Annotated in this window: 17 protein-coding genes and 1 tRNA gene; 11 read left to right on the top strand and 7 right to left on the bottom strand. The window is 56.3% G+C overall.

Annotated elements, in window-relative coordinates; genetic code table 11:
* The first annotated feature begins 78 nt into the window (after positions 1-78).
* From AC2FEB_RS18410 to cls, 3 genes are all read left to right on the top strand, one after another.
* The gene (locus AC2FEB_RS18410; protein WP_117868880.1) at positions 79-1,680 is read left to right on the top strand and encodes an arylsulfatase; all 1,602 of its coding nucleotides are present in this window, start codon (positions 79-81) and stop codon (positions 1,678-1,680) included.
* A gap of 98 nt (positions 1,681-1,778) precedes the next feature.
* Entirely contained in the window at positions 1,779-2,768 is a 990-nt protein-coding gene (locus tag AC2FEB_RS18405) for an HAD family hydrolase (RefSeq protein WP_299893585.1), read from the top strand.
* A 23-nt stretch (positions 2,769-2,791) separates the two neighbouring features.
* Complete coding sequence (gene cls / locus AC2FEB_RS18400) at positions 2,792-4,204, top strand: cardiolipin synthase (RefSeq protein ID WP_496676051.1); 1,413 nt, start codon at positions 2,792-2,794, stop codon at positions 4,202-4,204.
* Here the strand turns inward: cls and AC2FEB_RS18395 are convergent.
* Positions 4,201-4,635 (bottom strand): ion channel, encoded by a 435-nt coding sequence (locus tag AC2FEB_RS18395; RefSeq protein ID WP_117868877.1) that lies wholly within the window; start codon positions 4,633-4,635, stop codon positions 4,201-4,203. The genes cls and AC2FEB_RS18395 overlap by 4 nt on opposite strands.
* Before the next feature lie 172 nt (positions 4,636-4,807).
* Here AC2FEB_RS18395 and AC2FEB_RS18390 point away from each other — a divergent pair, with 172 nt between their 5' ends.
* The 3 genes from AC2FEB_RS18390 to AC2FEB_RS18380 are packed head-to-tail and all read left to right on the top strand — an operon-like array spanning position 4,808 to position 8,896.
* The gene (locus AC2FEB_RS18390; RefSeq protein ID WP_496676055.1) at positions 4,808-5,455 is read left to right on the top strand and encodes an ABC transporter ATP-binding protein; all 648 of its coding nucleotides are present in this window, start codon (positions 4,808-4,810) and stop codon (positions 5,453-5,455) included.
* A complete protein-coding gene (locus AC2FEB_RS18385; protein WP_496676058.1) occupies positions 5,452-7,866 on the top strand; it encodes an ABC transporter permease in 2,415 nt (804 codons plus the stop codon). Before AC2FEB_RS18390 ends, AC2FEB_RS18385 begins: the two co-directional genes overlap by 4 nt.
* Positions 7,856-8,896 (top strand): lipocalin-like domain-containing protein, encoded by a 1,041-nt coding sequence (locus tag AC2FEB_RS18380; RefSeq protein ID WP_496884252.1) that lies wholly within the window; start codon positions 7,856-7,858, stop codon positions 8,894-8,896. Before AC2FEB_RS18385 ends, AC2FEB_RS18380 begins: the two co-directional genes overlap by 11 nt.
* A gap of 94 nt (positions 8,897-8,990) precedes the next feature.
* Here AC2FEB_RS18380 and AC2FEB_RS18375 read toward each other — a convergent pair whose 3' ends face one another.
* The 3 genes from AC2FEB_RS18375 to AC2FEB_RS18365 form a co-directional block, all read right to left on the bottom strand.
* Positions 8,991-9,422, bottom strand: coding sequence for a universal stress protein (locus AC2FEB_RS18375; protein ID WP_496676064.1), 432 nt, complete (start codon positions 9,420-9,422; stop codon positions 8,991-8,993).
* Complete coding sequence (locus tag AC2FEB_RS18370; RefSeq protein WP_496676066.1) at positions 9,419-12,028, bottom strand: TRAP transporter permease; 2,610 nt, start codon at positions 12,026-12,028, stop codon at positions 9,419-9,421. Before AC2FEB_RS18370 ends, AC2FEB_RS18375 begins: the two co-directional genes overlap by 4 nt.
* Before the next feature lie 98 nt (positions 12,029-12,126).
* On the bottom strand, positions 12,127-13,095 hold the full coding sequence (locus AC2FEB_RS18365; RefSeq protein ID WP_117868872.1) for a TAXI family TRAP transporter solute-binding subunit: 969 nt from the start codon (positions 13,093-13,095) through the stop codon (positions 12,127-12,129).
* 995 nt (positions 13,096-14,090) lie between these two features.
* On the opposite strand from AC2FEB_RS18365, the gene AC2FEB_RS18360 reads away from it, so the two are divergent.
* The gene (locus tag AC2FEB_RS18360) at positions 14,091-14,708 is read left to right on the top strand and encodes a DUF4329 domain-containing protein (RefSeq protein ID WP_496676068.1); all 618 of its coding nucleotides are present in this window, start codon (positions 14,091-14,093) and stop codon (positions 14,706-14,708) included.
* Positions 14,709-15,099: 391 nt separating this feature from the next.
* On the opposite strand, the gene AC2FEB_RS18355 is transcribed toward AC2FEB_RS18360, so the two are convergent.
* A tRNA-Leu gene (locus tag AC2FEB_RS18355) sits at positions 15,100-15,185 on the bottom strand.
* Between the two features lie 147 nt (positions 15,186-15,332).
* Between AC2FEB_RS18355 and AC2FEB_RS18350 the strand changes: the two genes are divergently transcribed.
* Together AC2FEB_RS18350 and AC2FEB_RS18345 are read left to right on the top strand one after the other, a co-directional pair.
* A complete protein-coding gene (locus AC2FEB_RS18350) occupies positions 15,333-15,911 on the top strand; it encodes a YqaA family protein (protein ID WP_496884251.1) in 579 nt (192 codons plus the stop codon).
* Positions 15,908-16,378: a disulfide bond formation protein B gene (locus AC2FEB_RS18345; RefSeq protein ID WP_117868869.1), complete on the top strand. Its 471-nt coding sequence runs from the start codon at positions 15,908-15,910 to the stop codon at positions 16,376-16,378. The genes AC2FEB_RS18350 and AC2FEB_RS18345 overlap by 4 nt, the downstream gene beginning before the upstream one ends.
* On the opposite strand, the gene AC2FEB_RS18340 is transcribed toward AC2FEB_RS18345, so the two are convergent.
* Complete coding sequence (locus tag AC2FEB_RS18340; RefSeq protein WP_117868868.1) at positions 16,375-16,962, bottom strand: HNH endonuclease; 588 nt, start codon at positions 16,960-16,962, stop codon at positions 16,375-16,377. The genes AC2FEB_RS18345 and AC2FEB_RS18340 overlap by 4 nt on opposite strands.
* Before the next feature lie 213 nt (positions 16,963-17,175).
* Between AC2FEB_RS18340 and AC2FEB_RS18335 the strand changes: the two genes are divergently transcribed.
* Complete coding sequence (locus AC2FEB_RS18335; RefSeq protein ID WP_496676111.1) at positions 17,176-17,781, top strand: rRNA large subunit pseudouridine synthase E; 606 nt, start codon at positions 17,176-17,178, stop codon at positions 17,779-17,781.
* A 32-nt stretch (positions 17,782-17,813) separates the two neighbouring features.
* A complete protein-coding gene (locus AC2FEB_RS18330; RefSeq protein WP_496676071.1) occupies positions 17,814-18,239 on the top strand; it encodes a VOC family protein in 426 nt (141 codons plus the stop codon).
* On the opposite strand, the gene AC2FEB_RS18325 is transcribed toward AC2FEB_RS18330, so the two are convergent.
* Positions 18,224-18,706 (bottom strand): GNAT family N-acetyltransferase, encoded by a 483-nt coding sequence (locus AC2FEB_RS18325; protein ID WP_496884255.1) that lies wholly within the window; start codon positions 18,704-18,706, stop codon positions 18,224-18,226. The genes AC2FEB_RS18330 and AC2FEB_RS18325 overlap by 16 nt on opposite strands.
* Positions 18,707-18,718: the final 12 nt, after the last annotated feature.

The following is an 18,718-nucleotide window of genomic DNA, read 5'->3' as shown; positions in this document are numbered from 1 at the left end:
CTTCAAAGTATAAGCTAGCGGCTTCAAGTAAACTTCACGTTTCAGGGTCGTTAAGACTCGATTAATCAGGAGCACTTCATGTCATCTCCACGAATGATTGCAGATAATTGGCGCAGAACACTGCGCCGGTTCGCAGTGGCGACCGTAACTGTTGCCCTTGCCGTGCCCGCCTGGGCGCAGGATCAAAAGCCCAATATTCTTGTGATATGGGGCGACGATATCGGTCAATCCAACATCTCGGCTTATACCATGGGTCTGATGGGATATCAGACACCCAATATCGACAGGGTTGCTAAAGAAGGCATGATCTTTACCGATTATTACGGTGAACAATCCTGCACGGCTGGTCGGTCCTCGTTCATCATGGGCCAGTCTGTGTTCCGTACCGGATTGTCCAAAGTTGGTTTGCCAGGCGCAAAAGAGGGCATGCAGGTTGAAGATCCAACGATTGCCGGCCTACTAAAAGCTCAAGGCTATGCAACCGGTCAGTTTGGTAAGAACCACTTGGGCGATCGGGACGAGATGTTGCCGACCAATCATGGGTTTGATGAATTTTTCGGAAATCTCTACCACCTGAACGCCGAGGAAGAGCCTGAAAACGAAGACTACCCCCAAAACCCGGAATTCCGCGAACGGTTCGGTCCGCGCGGGGTCATAAAATCCAGTGCTGACGGGATGATCGAAGACACCGGCCCGTTGACCAAAAAGCGCATGGAAACGGTGGATGACGAAACGGTTGCGGCCGCGCTCGACTTCATTACGCGCAAAACGGAAGAAGGTGTTCCGTGGTTTGTTTGGTGGTCGGGCACCAGAATGCACTTCCGTACTCATGTCAAAGACGAAATGCGCACGAAAGCCGACGAAATCGCCGGCAAGCATATGGATGAATACCAAGCAGGTATGATCGAGCATGACATGCATATCGGCCAGTTCCTTGCCCTGCTGGATGAACTTGGGATCGCGGATAACACGATCGTACATTATTCCACCGACAACGGCCCGCACATGAACACCTGGCCGGATGCGGCAATGACACCGTTCCGTGGTGAAAAGAACACCAACTACGAAGGCGGTTGGCGTGTTCCGTCAATGGTACGCTGGCCCGGCAAAATCGACGCCGGCTCGGTCAGCAACGAGATCATGCATCACATGGACTGGTTGCCGACCTATTTGGCGGTTGCGGGAAATCCAGACATCAAGGAACAGCTGCTTGAAGGGATCACCGTAGCCGAAGTTGGCGGCGGACGAGACTACAAAGTGCATTTGGATGGATACAACTTCCTGCCTTACTTGACCGGTGAAACAGATGAAGGCCCGCGTCACGAGATTTTCTACTTCTCTGACGATGGTGACCTGACTGCGTTGCGGTATGATGACTGGAAAGCAGTGTTTCTTGAGCACCGCTATCCGCAGACTTTGCAAGCCTGGGCTGAGCCCTGGACCGAACTGCGTATTCCGTTGCTCTTCAACCTTCGCCGCGATCCGTACGAGCGGGCCAATATCACTTCCAACACCTATTGGGATTGGTATATAGACCGTGTTTATTTGCTGCTGCCTGCGGCAGAATATGTGGGCAAGTTCCTGGAAACATTCGAAGAGTTCCCTCCGCGTCAGAAGCCGGGCAGCTTTACGATTGGCGACGCCAAGGACAAGATCTTCAGTCAGGTCGGCTCCAAGTAAATTCGCGACACCTGAACCCGCAGCACCTGAACGGCGCTGCGGGTTTCTTGTTTTGACAACGGTATTTTTACCAAAACATGCGTCGAAGGAAACAAGCCATGACAAGAGCGCCCCTAGCATTGGCTGTTGCAGTCGTACTGAATGGATTTGCAAGCGTCACGGCATCCGCAGATCCGCTGCCCTCATGGGCGGACTCGGAAACGCGGGACCGTATCGTTGAATTTGTCGAGGCGGTGACGGACCCTGAAAACGCAAGCTATGTAACCCCGGCAGCCCGGATCGCAGTATTCGACAATGACGGAACACTCTGGGCTGAACAGCCGGTGTATTTCCAGTTCATTTTCGCCATGGACAGGCTTTCTGAGCTGGCGGAACAGGATCCTTCGATCCTGTCCACACCTGCTTTGAAAGCCGCTGCCGAAGGTGATCTTGCGACCGTTCTTCAAGGCGGTCACGATGCTTTGATCGAAGTCGTCAACGCATCGCATTCCGGAACCACTGTCGAGGCGTTTCAGGCAGCAGTCGCGCAATGGCTGGCCGAAGCCAGTCACCCGGACACCGGATTGCCTTATGACCAGATGACCTATCAGCCCATGGTCGAGCTGTTGCGCTATCTGCGGGACGAAGGGTTCAAGACCTATATTGTCTCGGGCGGCGGCATTCACTTCATGCGGGTCTTTGCGGAACAGGCCTATGGCATCCCGCCGGAACAGATTCTGGGCACCTATGGAAATTCGACCTTCGAAGATGTCGATGGCGTCCCGACTGTCGTCAAGGCCCCCGGGATTGCCTTCATCGACGACAAGGAAGGCAAACCCATCAACATCGAACGCACAATCGGCAAACGCCCCATTCTGGCCGGCGGAAATTCAGATGGAGATTTCGCAATGCTGGACTGGACAACCTCAGGCGACGGACCACGTCTGGGGGTTCTGATCCACCATACGGATGCCGAGCGGGAATGGGCCTATGATCGGGAAAGCCCGATTGGGCGGTTGGTTGACGGTCTGGATCAGGGGCCAGACAAAGGCTGGGTCATTGTCGATATGGCGAAAGACTGGTCGCGGGTCTACACTGGAGGAAACTGAACGGCCCGAAAGACTTACCGCCCATGTGGACATTGCTTGTATCCATCTTTGTTTTTTCGCTATATGCAACTGCATTTGTGTTTTCGGTGCGCGCTGCACAAACCGCGCGCACCCCACAAGGAGCCGTTGGCTGGGTGGTCTTTTTGGTATCGGCGCCAGTCTTTGCGGTGCCGATGTACCTGTTTCTGGGGCACCACAGGTTTCGCGGCTATCGCATCTCGCGCCAGCAAAGCGAACGGGTGGTCGAAGGGATCAAGACCTTTGCCGACTATTCCCGACCTGATCCGTCCACGATGCCGATCAATCCACGACCATTCGAGTTTCTGGCCCACCTTCCGGTATCCAGTGGCAATGGAGCACAGCTCCTGATCGATGGTCAGGCAACGTTTGACGCCATTTTCGAGGCGATAGACGAGGCCAAGAACTATATCCTGATCCAGTTCTACATCGTCCGAGACGACGCGCTGGGCCGCAAGCTTCAGACCAAGCTGATCGAGGCCGCGAAACGTGGGGTGCATGTCCGTTTCATGATCGATGCTGTCGGCAGCTATGGGTTGCCAAGCACCTACCTGGACACGATGCGCGATGCGGGAATTGACGTGGCCGACCCTCGCCGTCAACGCGGCCCGAATTTCCGGTTTCAGCTGAATTACCGAAATCACCGCAAAACCGTCGTTATCGACGGTGAAACAGGTTTTATCGGCGGTCACAACGTGGGCGTTGAATACCTGGGAGAAGACCCGCATTTCGGCCATTGGCGCGACACGCATATCAAAATGACCGGCCACATCGTCCGGCAATTGCAGCTCATCTTCACCGAAGACTGGCATTGGGCCCGTGATGAAGACCTGATTGATGACCTCGACTGGGCAGGTAGCGTGGCCGAGCAAGACATGAATGCCCTATTGGTGGCCACCGGACCCGGAGACGAAACCGAAACCGGCGCGATGATGTTCTTTTCGGCAATCGCAGAGGCGAAAGAAAGATTGTGGATCGCATCGCCCTATTTTGTGCCAGACATCGACGTCATGACCGCCCTGCAACATGCAGCGATGCGCGGGGTGGACGTTCGTATCCTTGTCCCGGATGTGATTGACCATCGGCTACCCTGGCTGGCTGCTTTTGCCTATTTCGACGAAATCCGCGACTGCGGCGTGCGTGTGTTCCGTTATACGGACGGCTTCATGCATCAGAAGGTGTTGGTGGTTGACGACACGCTGGCCGCGGTCGGCACGACAAATCTGGACAACCGGTCCTTCCGGCTGAACTTTGAGGCGATGGCCCTGTTTTTCGATTCTCGCGCAGCGCTGGCTGTTGATCACATGCTGCGTGCGGATTTCGAGGCAAGCTATGAATTGACGCGCAGTTCGACCCAGCAACCACCGTATATCCGGTTTGGCGCCCCCTTGGCGCGGTTGTTTGCGCCAATCCTTTAGGAAAAGAATTTCTCCTGAAAGACGCGCGTCATCATCGCCACCAGATAAGCGGTCGACAGACCAAAAGCCAAAAGACCTGCAACCGAGGCAAAAGATCCGAAGATACGCAAACCTTCGCCCAAAACGATATCGCCGTATCCCAGAGTGGTAAACGTCACCAACGAGAAATAGATGGCCGAGTTCCAATCCGGCAGAACCTCAAGCAACACCCATACGATGGCCCAGATCCAGACCTGAATCGTATGCGTGGCAACGATAAACGCCAAAGACACTGCGATCGGTGCTGCCGTTGCGAAAAACACTCCTTTGGCGGACCATTTCTCATCTCGTTTAATGATCGTGACAGTACACCAGGTTAACAAAAGAATCTCGACCACGAAGCAGAGCGCCAGAAAAGTACTGCCCAAAACGATCTGATGCAGCAACGTCATGTTTTTCATCCTGATTTACGATAGTGGACCGTCCGGGCAGAATGACCCTTTGAGGTGCAGGGCACAACCCCGGCGCTCGTGATGACAACCTGCGGCGAATGGAACCGGGTGCGGGTCCGCACTGGACAGTTTGGAATTCCGTTGCACATCCTTGGAAGAAAAAGGCCAGATCATGCTGTTGACCATCGACCGTGTTCAGAAAACCTATCCCGGCGGGCGTCCGGTTCTGCGTGACGTGTCGCTGACCCTAGATCACGGGCAAACTCTGGCCCTGACCGGAGAAAGCGGCAGTGGCAAAAGCACTCTGTTAAACCTTGCCGCTGCACTCGACTGTTTCGACAGCGGTGAAATCACTCTGAACGGTACGCCTCTGTCCCCTTTGGACGATGCCGGTCGGGCCGAGTTGAGGCGCAGGCAGGTCTCGCTGGTGTTTCAGCAGTTCAACCTGATCCCATCCCTGACCGTTGCGCAAAACCTCTCGTTTCATGCCCGCCTTGCCGGTGCCGAAGATGCTGGGTGGACCGCACAGCTGATCGAACGTCTGGGCCTGTCGGATCTTTTGGACCGATATCCCGAAAACCTGTCCGGCGGGCAACAGCAACGGGTGGCGATTGGTCGTGCGATGGCTGCGCGCCCGAAACTGCTACTGGCGGATGAGCCCACGGGTAATCTGGATGAAACCGCCAGCGCAAAAGTACTGGATCTGATGTTGGCACTGGTGGCCGATACCGGCGCAGCACTTCTGTTGGTCACCCATTCCCAACAGATAGCGGCCCGCTTGGATCGAAACGTCCAGCTATGCGGTGGTCGCATCCAATGACAACTGCCATCATTCAGGCTTTGATGTCACATTGGCGGGTGCACTGGTTGCAACTTGCGACGCTTTTGACAGGCATCGCGTTGGCCACGGGTCTTTGGTCCGCGGTTCAGGCCATCAATGCCGAAGCACGTGTAAGCTATGCCCGGGCCAACGCGCAACTCGCCCTTGGACAGTTCGACGAACTGCACGATCCATCTGGTTTGATCCCGGTCACTCGTTACGTTGATCTGCGTCGCTCAGGCTGGCAGGTAGCGGCCGTTCTGGAAGGCCCCTATCGGATCGCAGGCCGCACTTTGCGTCTGATGGGCGTGGACATGGTCGCCTACCCCGCCTTGCCAGCTATGACCGAGGCAGAGCAAAGCGTCGCGCCGCCCGAGCCCGCTGACATGCTGACCGCTCCGGGGCGCCTCCTGATCGCGGAAGAACTCGCGCCTCTGTTCCGCGACCAAAGCAACCTTCCTCCAGTTTCATTCACCACGGCGCTGCCCCCTGATGTTATTCTGACAGATATCGGCGTAGCGGAAACCTTGCTGAACCAACCCGGTTTGATTTCGCGCCTCATTGTCCTGCCCAATCAACCGCGTGATCGCCCCCCCCTGACCGAGATCGCACCTGAACTGGAGCGCTCCGGCCCCTCCTCGCAAGTCGATACCGCACGATTGACGGACAGTTTTCACCTGAACCTGTCTGCCTTTGGTCTGTTATCCTTTGCCGTCGGCCTGTTCATCGTGAACGGTACTGTCGGGCTGGCCTTTACCCAACGCCGCGGCATGATCCGCACATTGCGCGCGCTGGGTGTTTCCATGCGGCGGCTGGTCTTTTTGATCCTGACTGAGCTGACGGTTCTGGCCCTTATCGGTGGATTTATGGGGTTGCTGCTTGGTTTCTTTCTGGCCGGAGCGTTGTTGCCCGATGTCGCCGCGACCCTGCGCGGCCTGTACGGTGCCCCTGTGACCGGAGAATTGACGATGCATCCGCATTGGGTATTTGCCGGGATCGCCATGGCATTCTTCGGCACCCTGATCGCCAGTGGCCATGCGCTGTGGCGATTATCTCGTATGCCTCTGCTGGCAGGGCCTGGTGTCCAAGCCTGGCAGGACAACGCGGGCGCACGCCATCTGGCAGGTTTACTTGGCGTGGCACTGATCGCCGGAGGTACTATCGCCTATCTCGGCATCGGTGGATTGGTGGCCGGCTTCATTCTGTTGGCCGGGTTGCTGACCGGTGCTGCCCTTTTGTTACCATCGCTTCTGACCTTCGCGCTTTCTGTCTTTTCCCACAGGGCACGCGGTGCCGTGGCGCAGTGGGTCTGGGCCGACATGCGTGCACAATTGCCCGGGCTGTCTCTTGCTCTGATGGCCCTGTTGCTTGCGCTTGCAGCAAATATCGGTGTGGGCACAATGGTTTCAAGTTTCCGGCTGACCTTTGTCGGCTGGCTCGACCAACGCCTGACTTCGGAGCTCTACCTGACCGTCCGTGACGAAAAACAAGGGCGCGAGATCACCGAGTGGCTGCGACCACAGGTCGACGCCATCCTGCCAATTCGCAACGTGGAACTGTCGCTCGAGACAGGACCATTGTTCTTGTACGGGGTCGTAGATGATCCGACCTATCGGCAGCACTGGCCCTTGATTTCGGCAACCGCGACCGTTTGGGAAGACGTCATGGCCGGAGACGCGGTTCTGATCAACGAACAACTGGCACGGCGCGCGAACCTCTGGCCCGGAGATACGCTGACGCTATCCCCGGATCACGCGTTGACCATAGCCGGGGTGTATTCGGATTATGGAAACCCGACCGGGCAAGCCATTGTTTCGATGGCCCAGCTTGACCGCATCGCGCCGGGGGCAGAGACCCGACGGTTTGGCATCCGTTTGAACCCCGAGCAGGCGAGTGAAATGGCGCAAACCTTGCGGTACCGTTTCGCCCTGCCGCGTCAGGGCGTGGTTCAGCAGGCCGCCATGAAGGCTCAATCGCTGGCAATCTTCGAGAAAACCTTTGTCGTCACTTCCGCGTTGAATATCCTGACCTTGGGCGTTGCAGGTTTTGCCATACTTACAAGCTTGCTGACCTTGTGGACACAACGTTTGCCGCAAATCGCCCCGGTTTGGGCACTGGGGCTGAACCGGACCCAATTGGCACAGCTGGAGCTGCTACGCAGCGTGTTGCTTGCCGCTCTGACCGCTTGTCTGGCACTGCCGCTGGGTCTGATCCTTGCCTGGGTTCTTTTGGCAGTGATCAATGTACAGGCCTTTGGCTGGCGGCTACCGATGTTCGTCTTCCCGTGGGATTGGCTCTGGCTGTTCCTGCTGACCCTGCTGGCCGCCCTGATTGCCGCCACCCTGCCCGCGCTGCGTATGTTGCGTCTGCCCCCTGCCGATCTGCTGAGAGTGTTCGCCAATGAACGTTAAAGCCCTTTTGGTCGTTCTTGCGCTTCTGTGCCCATCGCCGCTTTGGGCACAGGGCTATGCTGGTCTTGGAGGATTGGCCGAAGGATTCGAGATACCACAGGCGGGGTTCGAATTCGACTTTCCCAAAGACCATGGACCTCATCCCGCCTATAGGATCGAGTGGTGGTATCTAACGGCCAACCTCAAAGGCGAAGACGGGCGCGACTATGGCATTCAATGGACCCTTTTTCGGTCCGCCCTGAAACCGTTTGAAGCTTATGGCTGGCAAAGCCCGCAAATCTGGATGGGCCATGCAGCGGCCACCACGCCCAAAGCCCATTACTTTGCTGAACGCCTGTCGCGTGGGGGGATCGGGCAGGCAGGGGTTACGGCGCAACCGTTCGAGGCCTGGATCGACGAATGGCGCATGGCCGGACCTGATCTTGACACCCTGACCCTGACAGCAAACGGCACAGAGTTCGGGTATGATCTTGCGCTGACGGCACAAGGCCCGTTGGTGTTTCACGGCAACGCTGGCCATTCGGTCAAATCAGCCAACGGGCAGGCCAGCTATTATTATTCGCAGCCCTTCTACTCAGTTGAGGGCGTTCTGCATCTGCCGGACGGTGATATGGGCGTCACTGGTCAGGGCTGGCTGGACCGGGAATGGTCTTCGCAACCCCTGGCCGAGGATCAAACCGGCTGGGATTGGTTTTCTCTCAGCTTTGAGGACGGAGACAAACTGATGGCCTTTCGCCTGCGCGGCAGTCGTGGCGATTTTACTTCGGCCACATGGATCAATTCAGACGGCAGTACCGAGGCGATCCCCAACGGATCCGTCAGGCTTGAGCCGCTTGCGACCGATCAGGTCGCCGGGCGCGAAGTCCCGACGCAGTGGCGCGTCCTGCTTTCAAGTCGAGGCATAGACGTCGCGGTAACTGCCCTGACGCCAGACGCGTGGATGGGTACGCGTTTCGAATACTGGGAAGGCCCGGTTACAGTCACAGGCAGCCACGAAGGCGTTGGTTATCTGGAAATGACAGGCTACTGAAACAGCTGCTGCACAGATGCTTCCTGAACTATCCGACGGCAGCGGGCTGCCGTCGGCGTTTCAACACAGTTGCGTACTGGATATGATTTCGCGGTCAGCGCACCACGTAAACGGAAACGTTGGAATGCCGCACCACGCGCGCGGCGTTCGGACCAAGCAGGTAATCCTTGAAGTCCGGTTTGTGAGCACCGATCACGATCAGGTCGGAACCGGCGCTTTCGGCCGTTTTCAGGATCTCCTGATAGGCTGTTCCCGTCGCTACGACATGGCGGATTTTTTTGTTTCGCTCAGCACCCAGGGTCGATACGCACAGCGCAGTCAGCTTGGCTTGCGCTTCCTCCAATGCCTTGTCGTGAAAACCGGATTCAAAAAAACCCGACACCCAGCTTTCCCCAAAATCAGGCAACACGGTCACGACGTCAAGTTGCGCCCCTTCCATATCGGCCAGCGCAGCTGCTTTTTTCAGGACCGGCGCATCAATCTCGCCGTTGCTGATATCAACGGCACACAGAACAGAACGTGTCATGCGGGCACTCCTTGTCTTGCGGCACGACCGCGTTGCAGGAAAGCGATAAGGCCGAGAAGGATCATCGCCGGGATATAAACCAATTGCTTCGGCGGCTGGCTCGACGGCAGACTGACCGAAGTCAGGCGCACGGCCTCATCCCCATAGTAATCGAAGATTCCCAGATCGTCGGCCACAGGTGTGCCGAACAGCGGCTCTTCAAGCTTGACCAACCCGTCCTCGGGGATCAACAGCAGGCCCATAGCCTCGACCCGTGCGGCTCCGCCTTCCTCTTCTCCGACGGTGACGACGACGGTGGTATCCACCATCTCGAGCGTGTCGAAATCAGGTCCGGAAACCACCAACCGTACCTCCGTTCCGGGCGGAGTTTGACCGATTGTCTCTTCGAACGCGGCCGGATCAACCGTTTGGAATGGAGGCGCGATGCGGTCCATGAAGAAGTCCGGCCTGAACAGGGCGAATGCCACGAAAATCAGGGCGATGCTTTCATAGATCCGGCTGCGGGTCAGGAAATACCCCATCGTTCCAGCCGTAAACACCAGGATCGCTATGGTCGCGAAAATGGCGACTAGAATCCCCTCAACCCACGTTACATCGATCAGCAGGAGATCTGTGTTGAAGATGAAGACAAAGGGCAGCGCCACGGTACGCAGGCTGTAGAAGAACGCCGTGAAACCGGTTTTGATTGCATCGCCGCCCGACACAGCCGCAGCGGCAAAGCTGGCCAGTCCGACCGGAGGTGTCACGTCGGCCATGATCCCGAAGTAGAAAACGAACAGATGGACGGCGATCAGGGGAACGATCAGCCCGCTTTGCGCACCCAGTTCAACAACCACCCCAGCCATCAGCGAGCTGACAACGATATAGTTCGCCGTTGTCGGCAAACCCATGCCCAGGATCAGGCTGAGCAGCCCGACCATGACCAGCATCATTATCAGATTGCCGCCCGACAGGAACTCGACCAGATCGGCCATCACCTGACCAACACCCGTCAACGTGACGGTTCCCACGATCACGCCTGCGGTTGCCGTGGCAAGCGCGATGCCGATCATGTTGCGTGCCCCGTCGATCAGTCCTTGCCACAGGTCAGCAACACCATCGATAAAGCTGTTGTAGAGGTTGCTCTGCCCTCGGAACATCGCTTTCAGCGGCTTCTGCGTCAGCAGGATGACAAACAGCAGCGATGTGGCCCAGAAGGCAGACAGGCCCGGTGACTTCTGTTCGATCATAAGGAAATAAACCAGAACGATGATCGGCAGCAGGTAATGCAGACCTGCCTTGTAGATATCGGCGATAACCGGCAGCGTAACCTCTTTTGCGTTCGGGTCGTCCGGTTCCAAGTCAGGCACCTGGGCAGCCAGATACAGCAGGGCGACATATACCGCGCAGATAATCAGGCTCAGCACCAGACCGGCCGCCGACGGCACCAAGCTTGTCACGGCATCCACCGGGAATTGTGACCCATAGCAAAGACCTGCAAAAACCAGGAAGAACCCAAGCATCCCCACCACGGTCCGCGCCAGATGCACATCGCGGTCGCCCAGTGTGGGCATGTTCCGCTTCACCGCCTCAAGGTGCACGATATAGACCAGCGCGATGTAGGAAATCGCGGCTGGCAGGAAGGCGTGGGTGATCACCTCGACGTAAGAAATGCCCACATATTCCACCATCAGGAACGCAGCGGCCCCCATCACCGGCGGCATGATCTGCCCGTTGACCGAGCTGGCAACCTCGACCGAGCCCGCTTGTTCACTGCTGAACCCGACACGTTTCATCAACGGGATGGTGAATGTGCCGGTGGTGACAACATTGGCAATCGACGAACCCGAGATCAGGCCGGTCGCAGCCGAACCCACAACCGCCGCCTTGGCCGGACCACCACGCAGGTGGCCCAGGGCCCCAAAGGCCATCTTGATAAAGTAGTTCCCTGCCCCCGCTTTATCCAGCAATGCGCCAAACAGCACGAACAGGAAGACGAATTTCGTGGAAACACCCAGTGCGATACCAAACACGCCCTCTGACGTGATCCACATGTGGCTCATCGCCTTTTTCAGGCTCGCGCCCTTCCAGCGGATAACTTCAGGCACCCATTCTGAGGCACCGAAAAAGACATAAGCCAAAAATACCGTTGCAATGATTGCCATGGCCGGGCCAAGCGCACGGCGCGCAGCCTCGAACAGCAGGATCAAGCCAAGCAACGCAACCCATTTGTCGGTGTCGTCAGCCAAACCGCCCGCATTGACGATCTTGTCGTAGAAGAAGTAGCCGTACAGCGCGACGAACGCACCTACCAATCCCATGATCCAATCCTGAATCGGGATATAGTTCCGGGGGCTGGATTTGAGCGCCGGATAGGCCGCAAAAGCCAGAAATAGGGCAAAAGCCAGGTGGAATTGCCGTGCATTGTTCACGACGCTTCCGGGCAAGACATAGTTCGCCAGTGGCGAAGCCAGAACAACTTGAAATATTGACCAGATCGCGGCCACGATCGCCAGGAAAACGCCCACGTTCCCGACCGGATTGCGCCCTCCTGCGTCAGAAGATGCAACCAGATCCTGAAGCTCTTCTTCGGAAAGCGGACGATTGGATTGAGTGTCGGAATTCATCAAATGTCTCCCCGTCGCGGCCATTTTTCGACCATCTAAACCCCGTTTCTTACGGGTTTTGTGCAGGGCGCCCTTGGGCGCCCTGCGTCAGGTCTGGTTTACTGAATCCAGCCTTTTTCTTTGTAGTACTTCTCGGCACCCGGATGCAGCGGAGCCGACAGGCCGTCCGCAATCATCTCTTCGGGCTTCAGGTTCGCAAATGCCGGGTGCAGCTTTTTGAAATCATCGAAGTTTTCGAAGACCGAGCTGACGACCGCATAGACAGCATCATCCGATACATCTGCCGAGGTCACGAAAGTTGCACCGACACCGAAGGTCGCGGTGTCACCGTCCGAACCACGGTACATACCACCGGGAATGGTTGCGGTACGGTAGAACGAGTTGTCGCCGACCAGCTTGTCCACGGCCTCACCGCTGACGTTCACCAGAACCGAGTCACAGGCTGTGGTGGCTTCCTGGATCGAACCCGAGGGGTGACCAACGGTGTAAACCATCGCGTCGATCTGGTTGTCGCACAAGGCTGCCGACTGTTCAGCCGCTTTCAGCTCGGTCGCCAGTTCGAAATCGTCGGTGGTCCAGCCCATTTCGCCCAACAGGACTTCCATGGTGCCGCGCTGACCGGAACCCGGATTGCCGATGTTGACGCGCTTACCCTTCAGGTCTTCGAAGTTGGTGATGCCGGAATCGGCACGGGCCACGACGGTGAAGGGCTCGGGGTGGACCGAAAACACGGCGCGCAGGCCTTCGAACGGACCAGCTTCTTCGAATTTCGAGGTGCCGTTGTAGGCGTGGTACTGCCAGTCAGACTGGGCCACACCAAACTCCAGCTCGCCTTCGCGAATGGTGTTGATGTTGTAAACTGAACCACCGGTCGATTCGACCGAGCAGCGCACGCCGTGCTCTTTCCGGCCCTTGTTGACCAGACGACAGATCGCGCCGCCGGTCGGATAGTAAACGCCGGTTACACCGCCGGTACCGATTGTAATGAACTCTTCGGCATATGCCGCCGGAGCCAAAAGGGCTGCCGTGACGAAGGCGCCGACGCTCAATTTGCTGCTGTTTTTCATTTGTTAACTCCCACTTTTTTGTCTGGCAGTTGGAAATCAGATTGATCGCCTTGCTCAGAGAAGCGTGCCGATAATACAAACCGGCCCGCATCGCAACGGCTACAACTCTTTGAATTTTCCAATTTCTCCCAACCCTTGTGAGGTTTCATTCAGATACCCTCAATGTCAAGGCCAGCACTTGCCTGACCTGCGTCAATTCGCATATTTGAGGTTAAATCCTTAACTTTCCCCATCACTTCATCGGGTACAGTGTGGGTCCCTCCGAACGCTCCAAATCCAACACTTGACCTTCTCTCCGGCGCAATTCACCTCGAGACAGCGCGAACCGCGTCTCGGATGTGGTCGGAGGGCATGTCACGCTTGAACGTTCTGGCGGATCTGACAAGTAGTGCATCGGGACCGGCTTGATCGAGGTCGAAGCCGCGTTCTATTCTGTCGAAGATGAGATGACCTTTCTGCTGATGCAGGACGAGAAAGTTGTGGCTTTCGTAGCAGATTACAGAACACCTCAAATACGACATGAAGATCAAAGGCGGGGTCAGCAGTGTGATCAAGGCTTCTGGGCTGTTTGCTGACGCCTTCGCGGTTGATATGTTGGGTGTGGTACCAAGGAGAGACTCGAACTCTCACGCCCGTGAAGGCGGGGGATCAAAACTCTATCAACTTTGTTTAATGATGCCTACAAATAAGGGGCAGCGTCCTGAAGACGATCACATTGTCGGAAAGCAGGATTGACGCCTGACTGATCGCGGCAATACTGGTCGGAACTTTTTGCATTGCGATATTGTTTTTTGTCATAGCTCGAAGAACGGGGCCTGTAAGGGTAAGGCTTTCCGATGGAAGAGAGACACTTCGAGTGACCACAGAAGCTTGACGGCGTGGGGTTATCGAACATGTAAACTGACGGCCTACGCAGGTACAGGTGGAACGCCTGCTGGTTGCCTTCGCAGTTCCAAACCGCGCGGATTGTAGGGTTTTGAAAATAGGGGGGAAATATGATTGAGATTACTTTTACTGTTTTGTTGGTTCTTTGCATTCCGTTCGCGGCTTATCATTTTGGTCTTGCCAACAGTATGCGTGATGCCACGTGTTGTTTTCGTACGGTAATTGCGGTTTTGACACTCTGGTCGCCCGTGGCCGTCATGGCCCAATCACAGGAAGAAATCAGCTTGGCGAAAGCGACATTGTCCAGCCTGCAGGGCATTTCGTTCAAAAATGACACAGAATATTGTGGCTACCTTGCATATGATGCAGCCGGAAAACTCGTTGCCACCGCAGCTCAGCCAGGTGACAATGAAAGTTGCGTTTGGGATCAAGATGAAGATGGCATGGCACTTGTCTTGTCTTACCACACGCACGGGGGATTTGACCCAGAATACAGTGCTGAAGTTCCGAGCGTTGCCGACATTGAGGCAGACGAAGATGAAGGTATAGACGGCTTTGTAGCAACGCCAGGCGGACGCTTGTGGTACGTTGATACGGAGCGAATGGAAGTACGACAAATCTGCGATATCGGATGCTTGCCGAAAGACCCCAATTTTGTTTCGGGTCTCGAGGGCGAAATCTCCTCAGTCTATTCTTATGAAGATCTTCTTGATTACGAGAGTGATTAGGTTTGGACAAGAACACCACGAAACCTTTGTTCTCCATTAAAACCGTAGGTCACAATCGGGTGCCTTTGGCGTTTCTGAATGTCCGCACCTGGGCTCGCTGAAAAAGCTCAGCGGTCTCGGATTTCACTGACGGCTTGAGCTCAAGAAGTTGACTTAGCACCTGCAGCCAAGGTTAGCTGGATGACCAGCCTGTCTTCACTTCGCTTCAAATTCGCAGGACATGCCACGCATAATCGTACTTGAGATCAACGACTCACGATTGAGCAATCACTTTTTGCTGCCGGAACAGAACGGGGTCAGAACGTGAAAGTTCAAGTCGAAAGTGTGAGCAAGCCAAAACCCCGAAAAGAAAAAACAGAGGGTAAGTTTCCCTAACCCTCTGTTTTTACTTTGGTACCCAAGGCCGGACTCGAACCGGCACGGTATCACTACCGGGGGATTTTGAATCCCCTGCGTCTACCATTCCGCCACTTGGGCCACGGACACTGAATTAGCGCTCATCCAAGCGAAGGTCCAGAGGCAAAAACCATCCAATAATCCATTTGTTTCAACCTCGGCTGTTGACGGTCCGTCAGACGCATGGTTTGGCTTAGCTCCAGACCGAGAACGGGATTTGAGTGCTTTATGTTACGATTGCTTTATGACTGGACCATTCGTCTGGCCGAACACCCTCACGCGCTGTGGGCGCTGGCCATCGTGGCTTTCATCGAAAGTTCGTTTTTTCCGATCCCTCCGGATGTGTTGATGATTCCGATGATTCTGGCCCGCCCGTCCCGGGCATGGTTGATCGCAACCGTGGCGCTGGTGGCTTCGGTTCTGGGTGGCATGCTGGGTTATGCGATTGGTGCGTTTTTCTATGAAAGCATCGGGCAGCCCATTCTGGAATCCATGGGGAAAGCCCATGCCATGGAAGAATTCAATACCCGTTTCAACGACTTCGGATTCTGGGCCGTTCTGGCCGCTGGTGTGACCCCCTTCCCCTACAAGGTCATCACCATTATGTCGGGTTGGACCGGCATGCCGATTGGAACCTTCATAGCGACCTCGATTCTGGCCCGCGCCTTGAGGTTCTTCCTTGTCGCAGGCCTGCTCTGGAGATTCGGTGAGCCGATACGCGATTTCATCGAAAAGCGCCTGGGGCTAATGTTCACTCTGTTCATCATCCTCCTGTTTGGCGGATTTTTGGTGGTGAAATACTTATGACAAGACGTTCGCAACTTGTCGCACTGGCAAGTCTTGGATCATTGGCCCTTCTTCTGGCCGCTTTTGGCTTTCAGCATCTGGGCGGGCTTGCACCATGTAAAATGTGCATCTGGCAGCGCTATCCTCATGCGGTGGCCATCGCGATTGGCGCAGTGGCGCTGGTGTTGCCCAGGCTGCGCTTCTTGCCGTTGCTGGGCGCGGCAGCTGCGGCGGCGACTTCGGCTGTGGGTGCATTTCACGCCGGAGTCGAGCAAGGCTGGTGGGAAGGTCCAAGCAGCTGCACATCGGGTAGCATCAGCGGCCTGTCTACTGACGATCTGTTCGATCAAATCATGTCCGCGCCTTTGGTGCGTTGCGATGACATCCCTTGGGAGATGTTCGGCATCTCGATGGCAGGTTGGAACGCCGTTGCTTCTGCCATACTGGTGCTGATCTGGCTGGCCGCGTGGAAATCCCGGGCGGTTTAGAACTGATCCAACTCTGCATCCCAGTAAAGAAAATCGATCCAACTTTCATGCAGGTGGTTCGGTGGGAATTTCCGTCCGATATTGCGCAGCGCTTCGGCATCAGGTTGGCGCGGCGGCTTGCGTAAGGTCATCCGGGCCTGGCGCAGCGATTTTGATCCTTTGCGCAGGTTGCACGGGCTGCACGCCGCCACCACGTTCTGCCAACTGGTCACACCACCGGCGGCCCGCGGCACCACATGATCGAAGGTCAGGTTGTCCCGGCTGCCGCAGTACTGGCAGCGGAATTCATCCCGCAAAAATAAATTAAAGCGCGTGAAGGCCACGCGCTTTCTGGGTTTTACATAGTCTTTCAAAACAACGACCGAAGGTATTCGGATTTCGGTGCTCGGACTGCGAACGACTTCGTCATATTCAGCCACGATATCCACCCTGTCCAACCAGGCGGCCTTGATCGCTTCTTGCCAGGGCCACAGTGACAGCGGGTAATAGGACAAGGGGCGATAATCGGCGTTCAAAACCAGGGCCGGGTGTTGTTTGAGCGTACCCGGCTCCCTTACAAATTCGGTTCTGAAGTCTCCGTCCATCACAGAATCGCTCCTCGCTCTCAGCTGCCCGTTTGTGACACCAGAGCGGGGAGCACCCGCCCCGGTCTTTTAATAACTATATATCGTGTTAAAGCTCTGACAAGCCCTGAGTTTCCACAATATGTCGCAGACTGGGTAAAGCGAATCCGTAACAGGCACATGACAGTTATCCACAGCTTGCGCCGGGGGCGCCCTTCGGGCTATGCGCGGGTCATGTCCTGGTTCATTCGCTTCAACAAACCATATGACGTGCTGCCGCAGTTCACGGACCGCGCCAATGCGGATAGCCCGCGCAGCACGCTGTCCGATTTCATCGATCTGCCCGGTGTCTATCCGGCGGGAAGGTTGGACCGTGACAGTGAAGGTTTGATGCTGCTAACGGATCATGGACGGCTGCAATCACAGATTTCGGACCCAAAGCACAAGATGCCCAAGACCTACTGGGTTCAGGTCGAAGGCATCCCCGACGAGGCTGCCCTGAATACGCTTCGCAATGGAGTCGAATTGAAAGACGGCCTGACCCGCCCTGCCAAGGCACGGCAGATCGAAGAACCCAAGACGCTTTGGCCACGCACCCCGCCAATCCGCGACCGCAAAACCGTGCCGGACAGCTGGCTTGAACTGACCATCCGCGAGGGTAAGAACCGACAGGTGCGCCGGATGACCGCTGCCGTGGGCCTGCCGACCCTGCGCCTGATCCGGTACCGCATCGGAGACTGGACCCTGGATGATCTTGAACCCGGGCGCTGGGACAGTCTGCCACTGCCGACGCTGAACGCGGCCCCGCAACGCAAGCGCGACCGTCGCCCGCGCCGGTGACAGACCCTGCCCTGATCTGCTAAACTGGGGTCATGAAGATAACGCCTAACATCCCGGCCCCGTCGGCCATTCTGGAAGCGGCGCTCTACGTCGACGATCTGGACGCGGCAGAGCAGTTTTACGGTGAAGTTCTTGGGCTGGAGCGTATTCAACGTGTTGCTGATCGCCATGTTTTCTATCGCATCGGCGGATCGGTGCTGCTGATTTTTAATCCCGACAAGACCGAACAACCGCCCGTCAGCCCCGACACTCCCGTTCCGCCTCATGGTGCGCGCGGCCCCGGACATGTGTGTCTTGTGCTGTCGCGTGAGGACATCGCGGCGATGCGCAAACACCTTCTGGACTGGAATATTCCGGTAGACGCCGAGTTTGACTGGCCCGGAGGCGCACGGTCTTTGTATGTGCGCGATCCGGCCGGAAACTCGGTAGAGTTCGCCGAAGGTCACTTGTGGGACTGAACCTGTTCAAACCGTTTCGAGATTCTGTTTACCGGCGTGCCATCACGCAACGGCACTCCATAAGCGATCGAGTAATCCCGGAAACCCATTTTTTCATAATAACTTAGACCCGAAACGTTATCGGCCCGGATTGTCGCATTGATTGCACGAAACCCCAATGCGGCGGCCGTTATGATCGTTTCCCGAAACAGGGCACGTCCAGCACCACGAAGTGCGGGTCTGCGACGTGTGAATGTGGCGATGTCCGCGCAATCCTCAGGCAACGTGTCATGCGTACCCAACCACTGAAAGCCAACCACATCACCCTTTTCATCCAAGCCAACGTGGCAGCATATCTTGTCCAAGCCTTCCAGATAGCTTTGCGCGAACAAAGGCTCGGAAAACGGAACCTCGAACGCGGTTGTGCCTCCAATCTCGATGACCTGATTGAGGATGCGGCACGCTTCGGCCACATCCTCCCGCATCATTGGTCGCACGAC

The sequence above is a fragment of the Ruegeria sp. YTSC106 genome, assembly GCF_059609765.1.
This window is presented reverse-complemented; position numbering and strand designations above follow the sequence as displayed.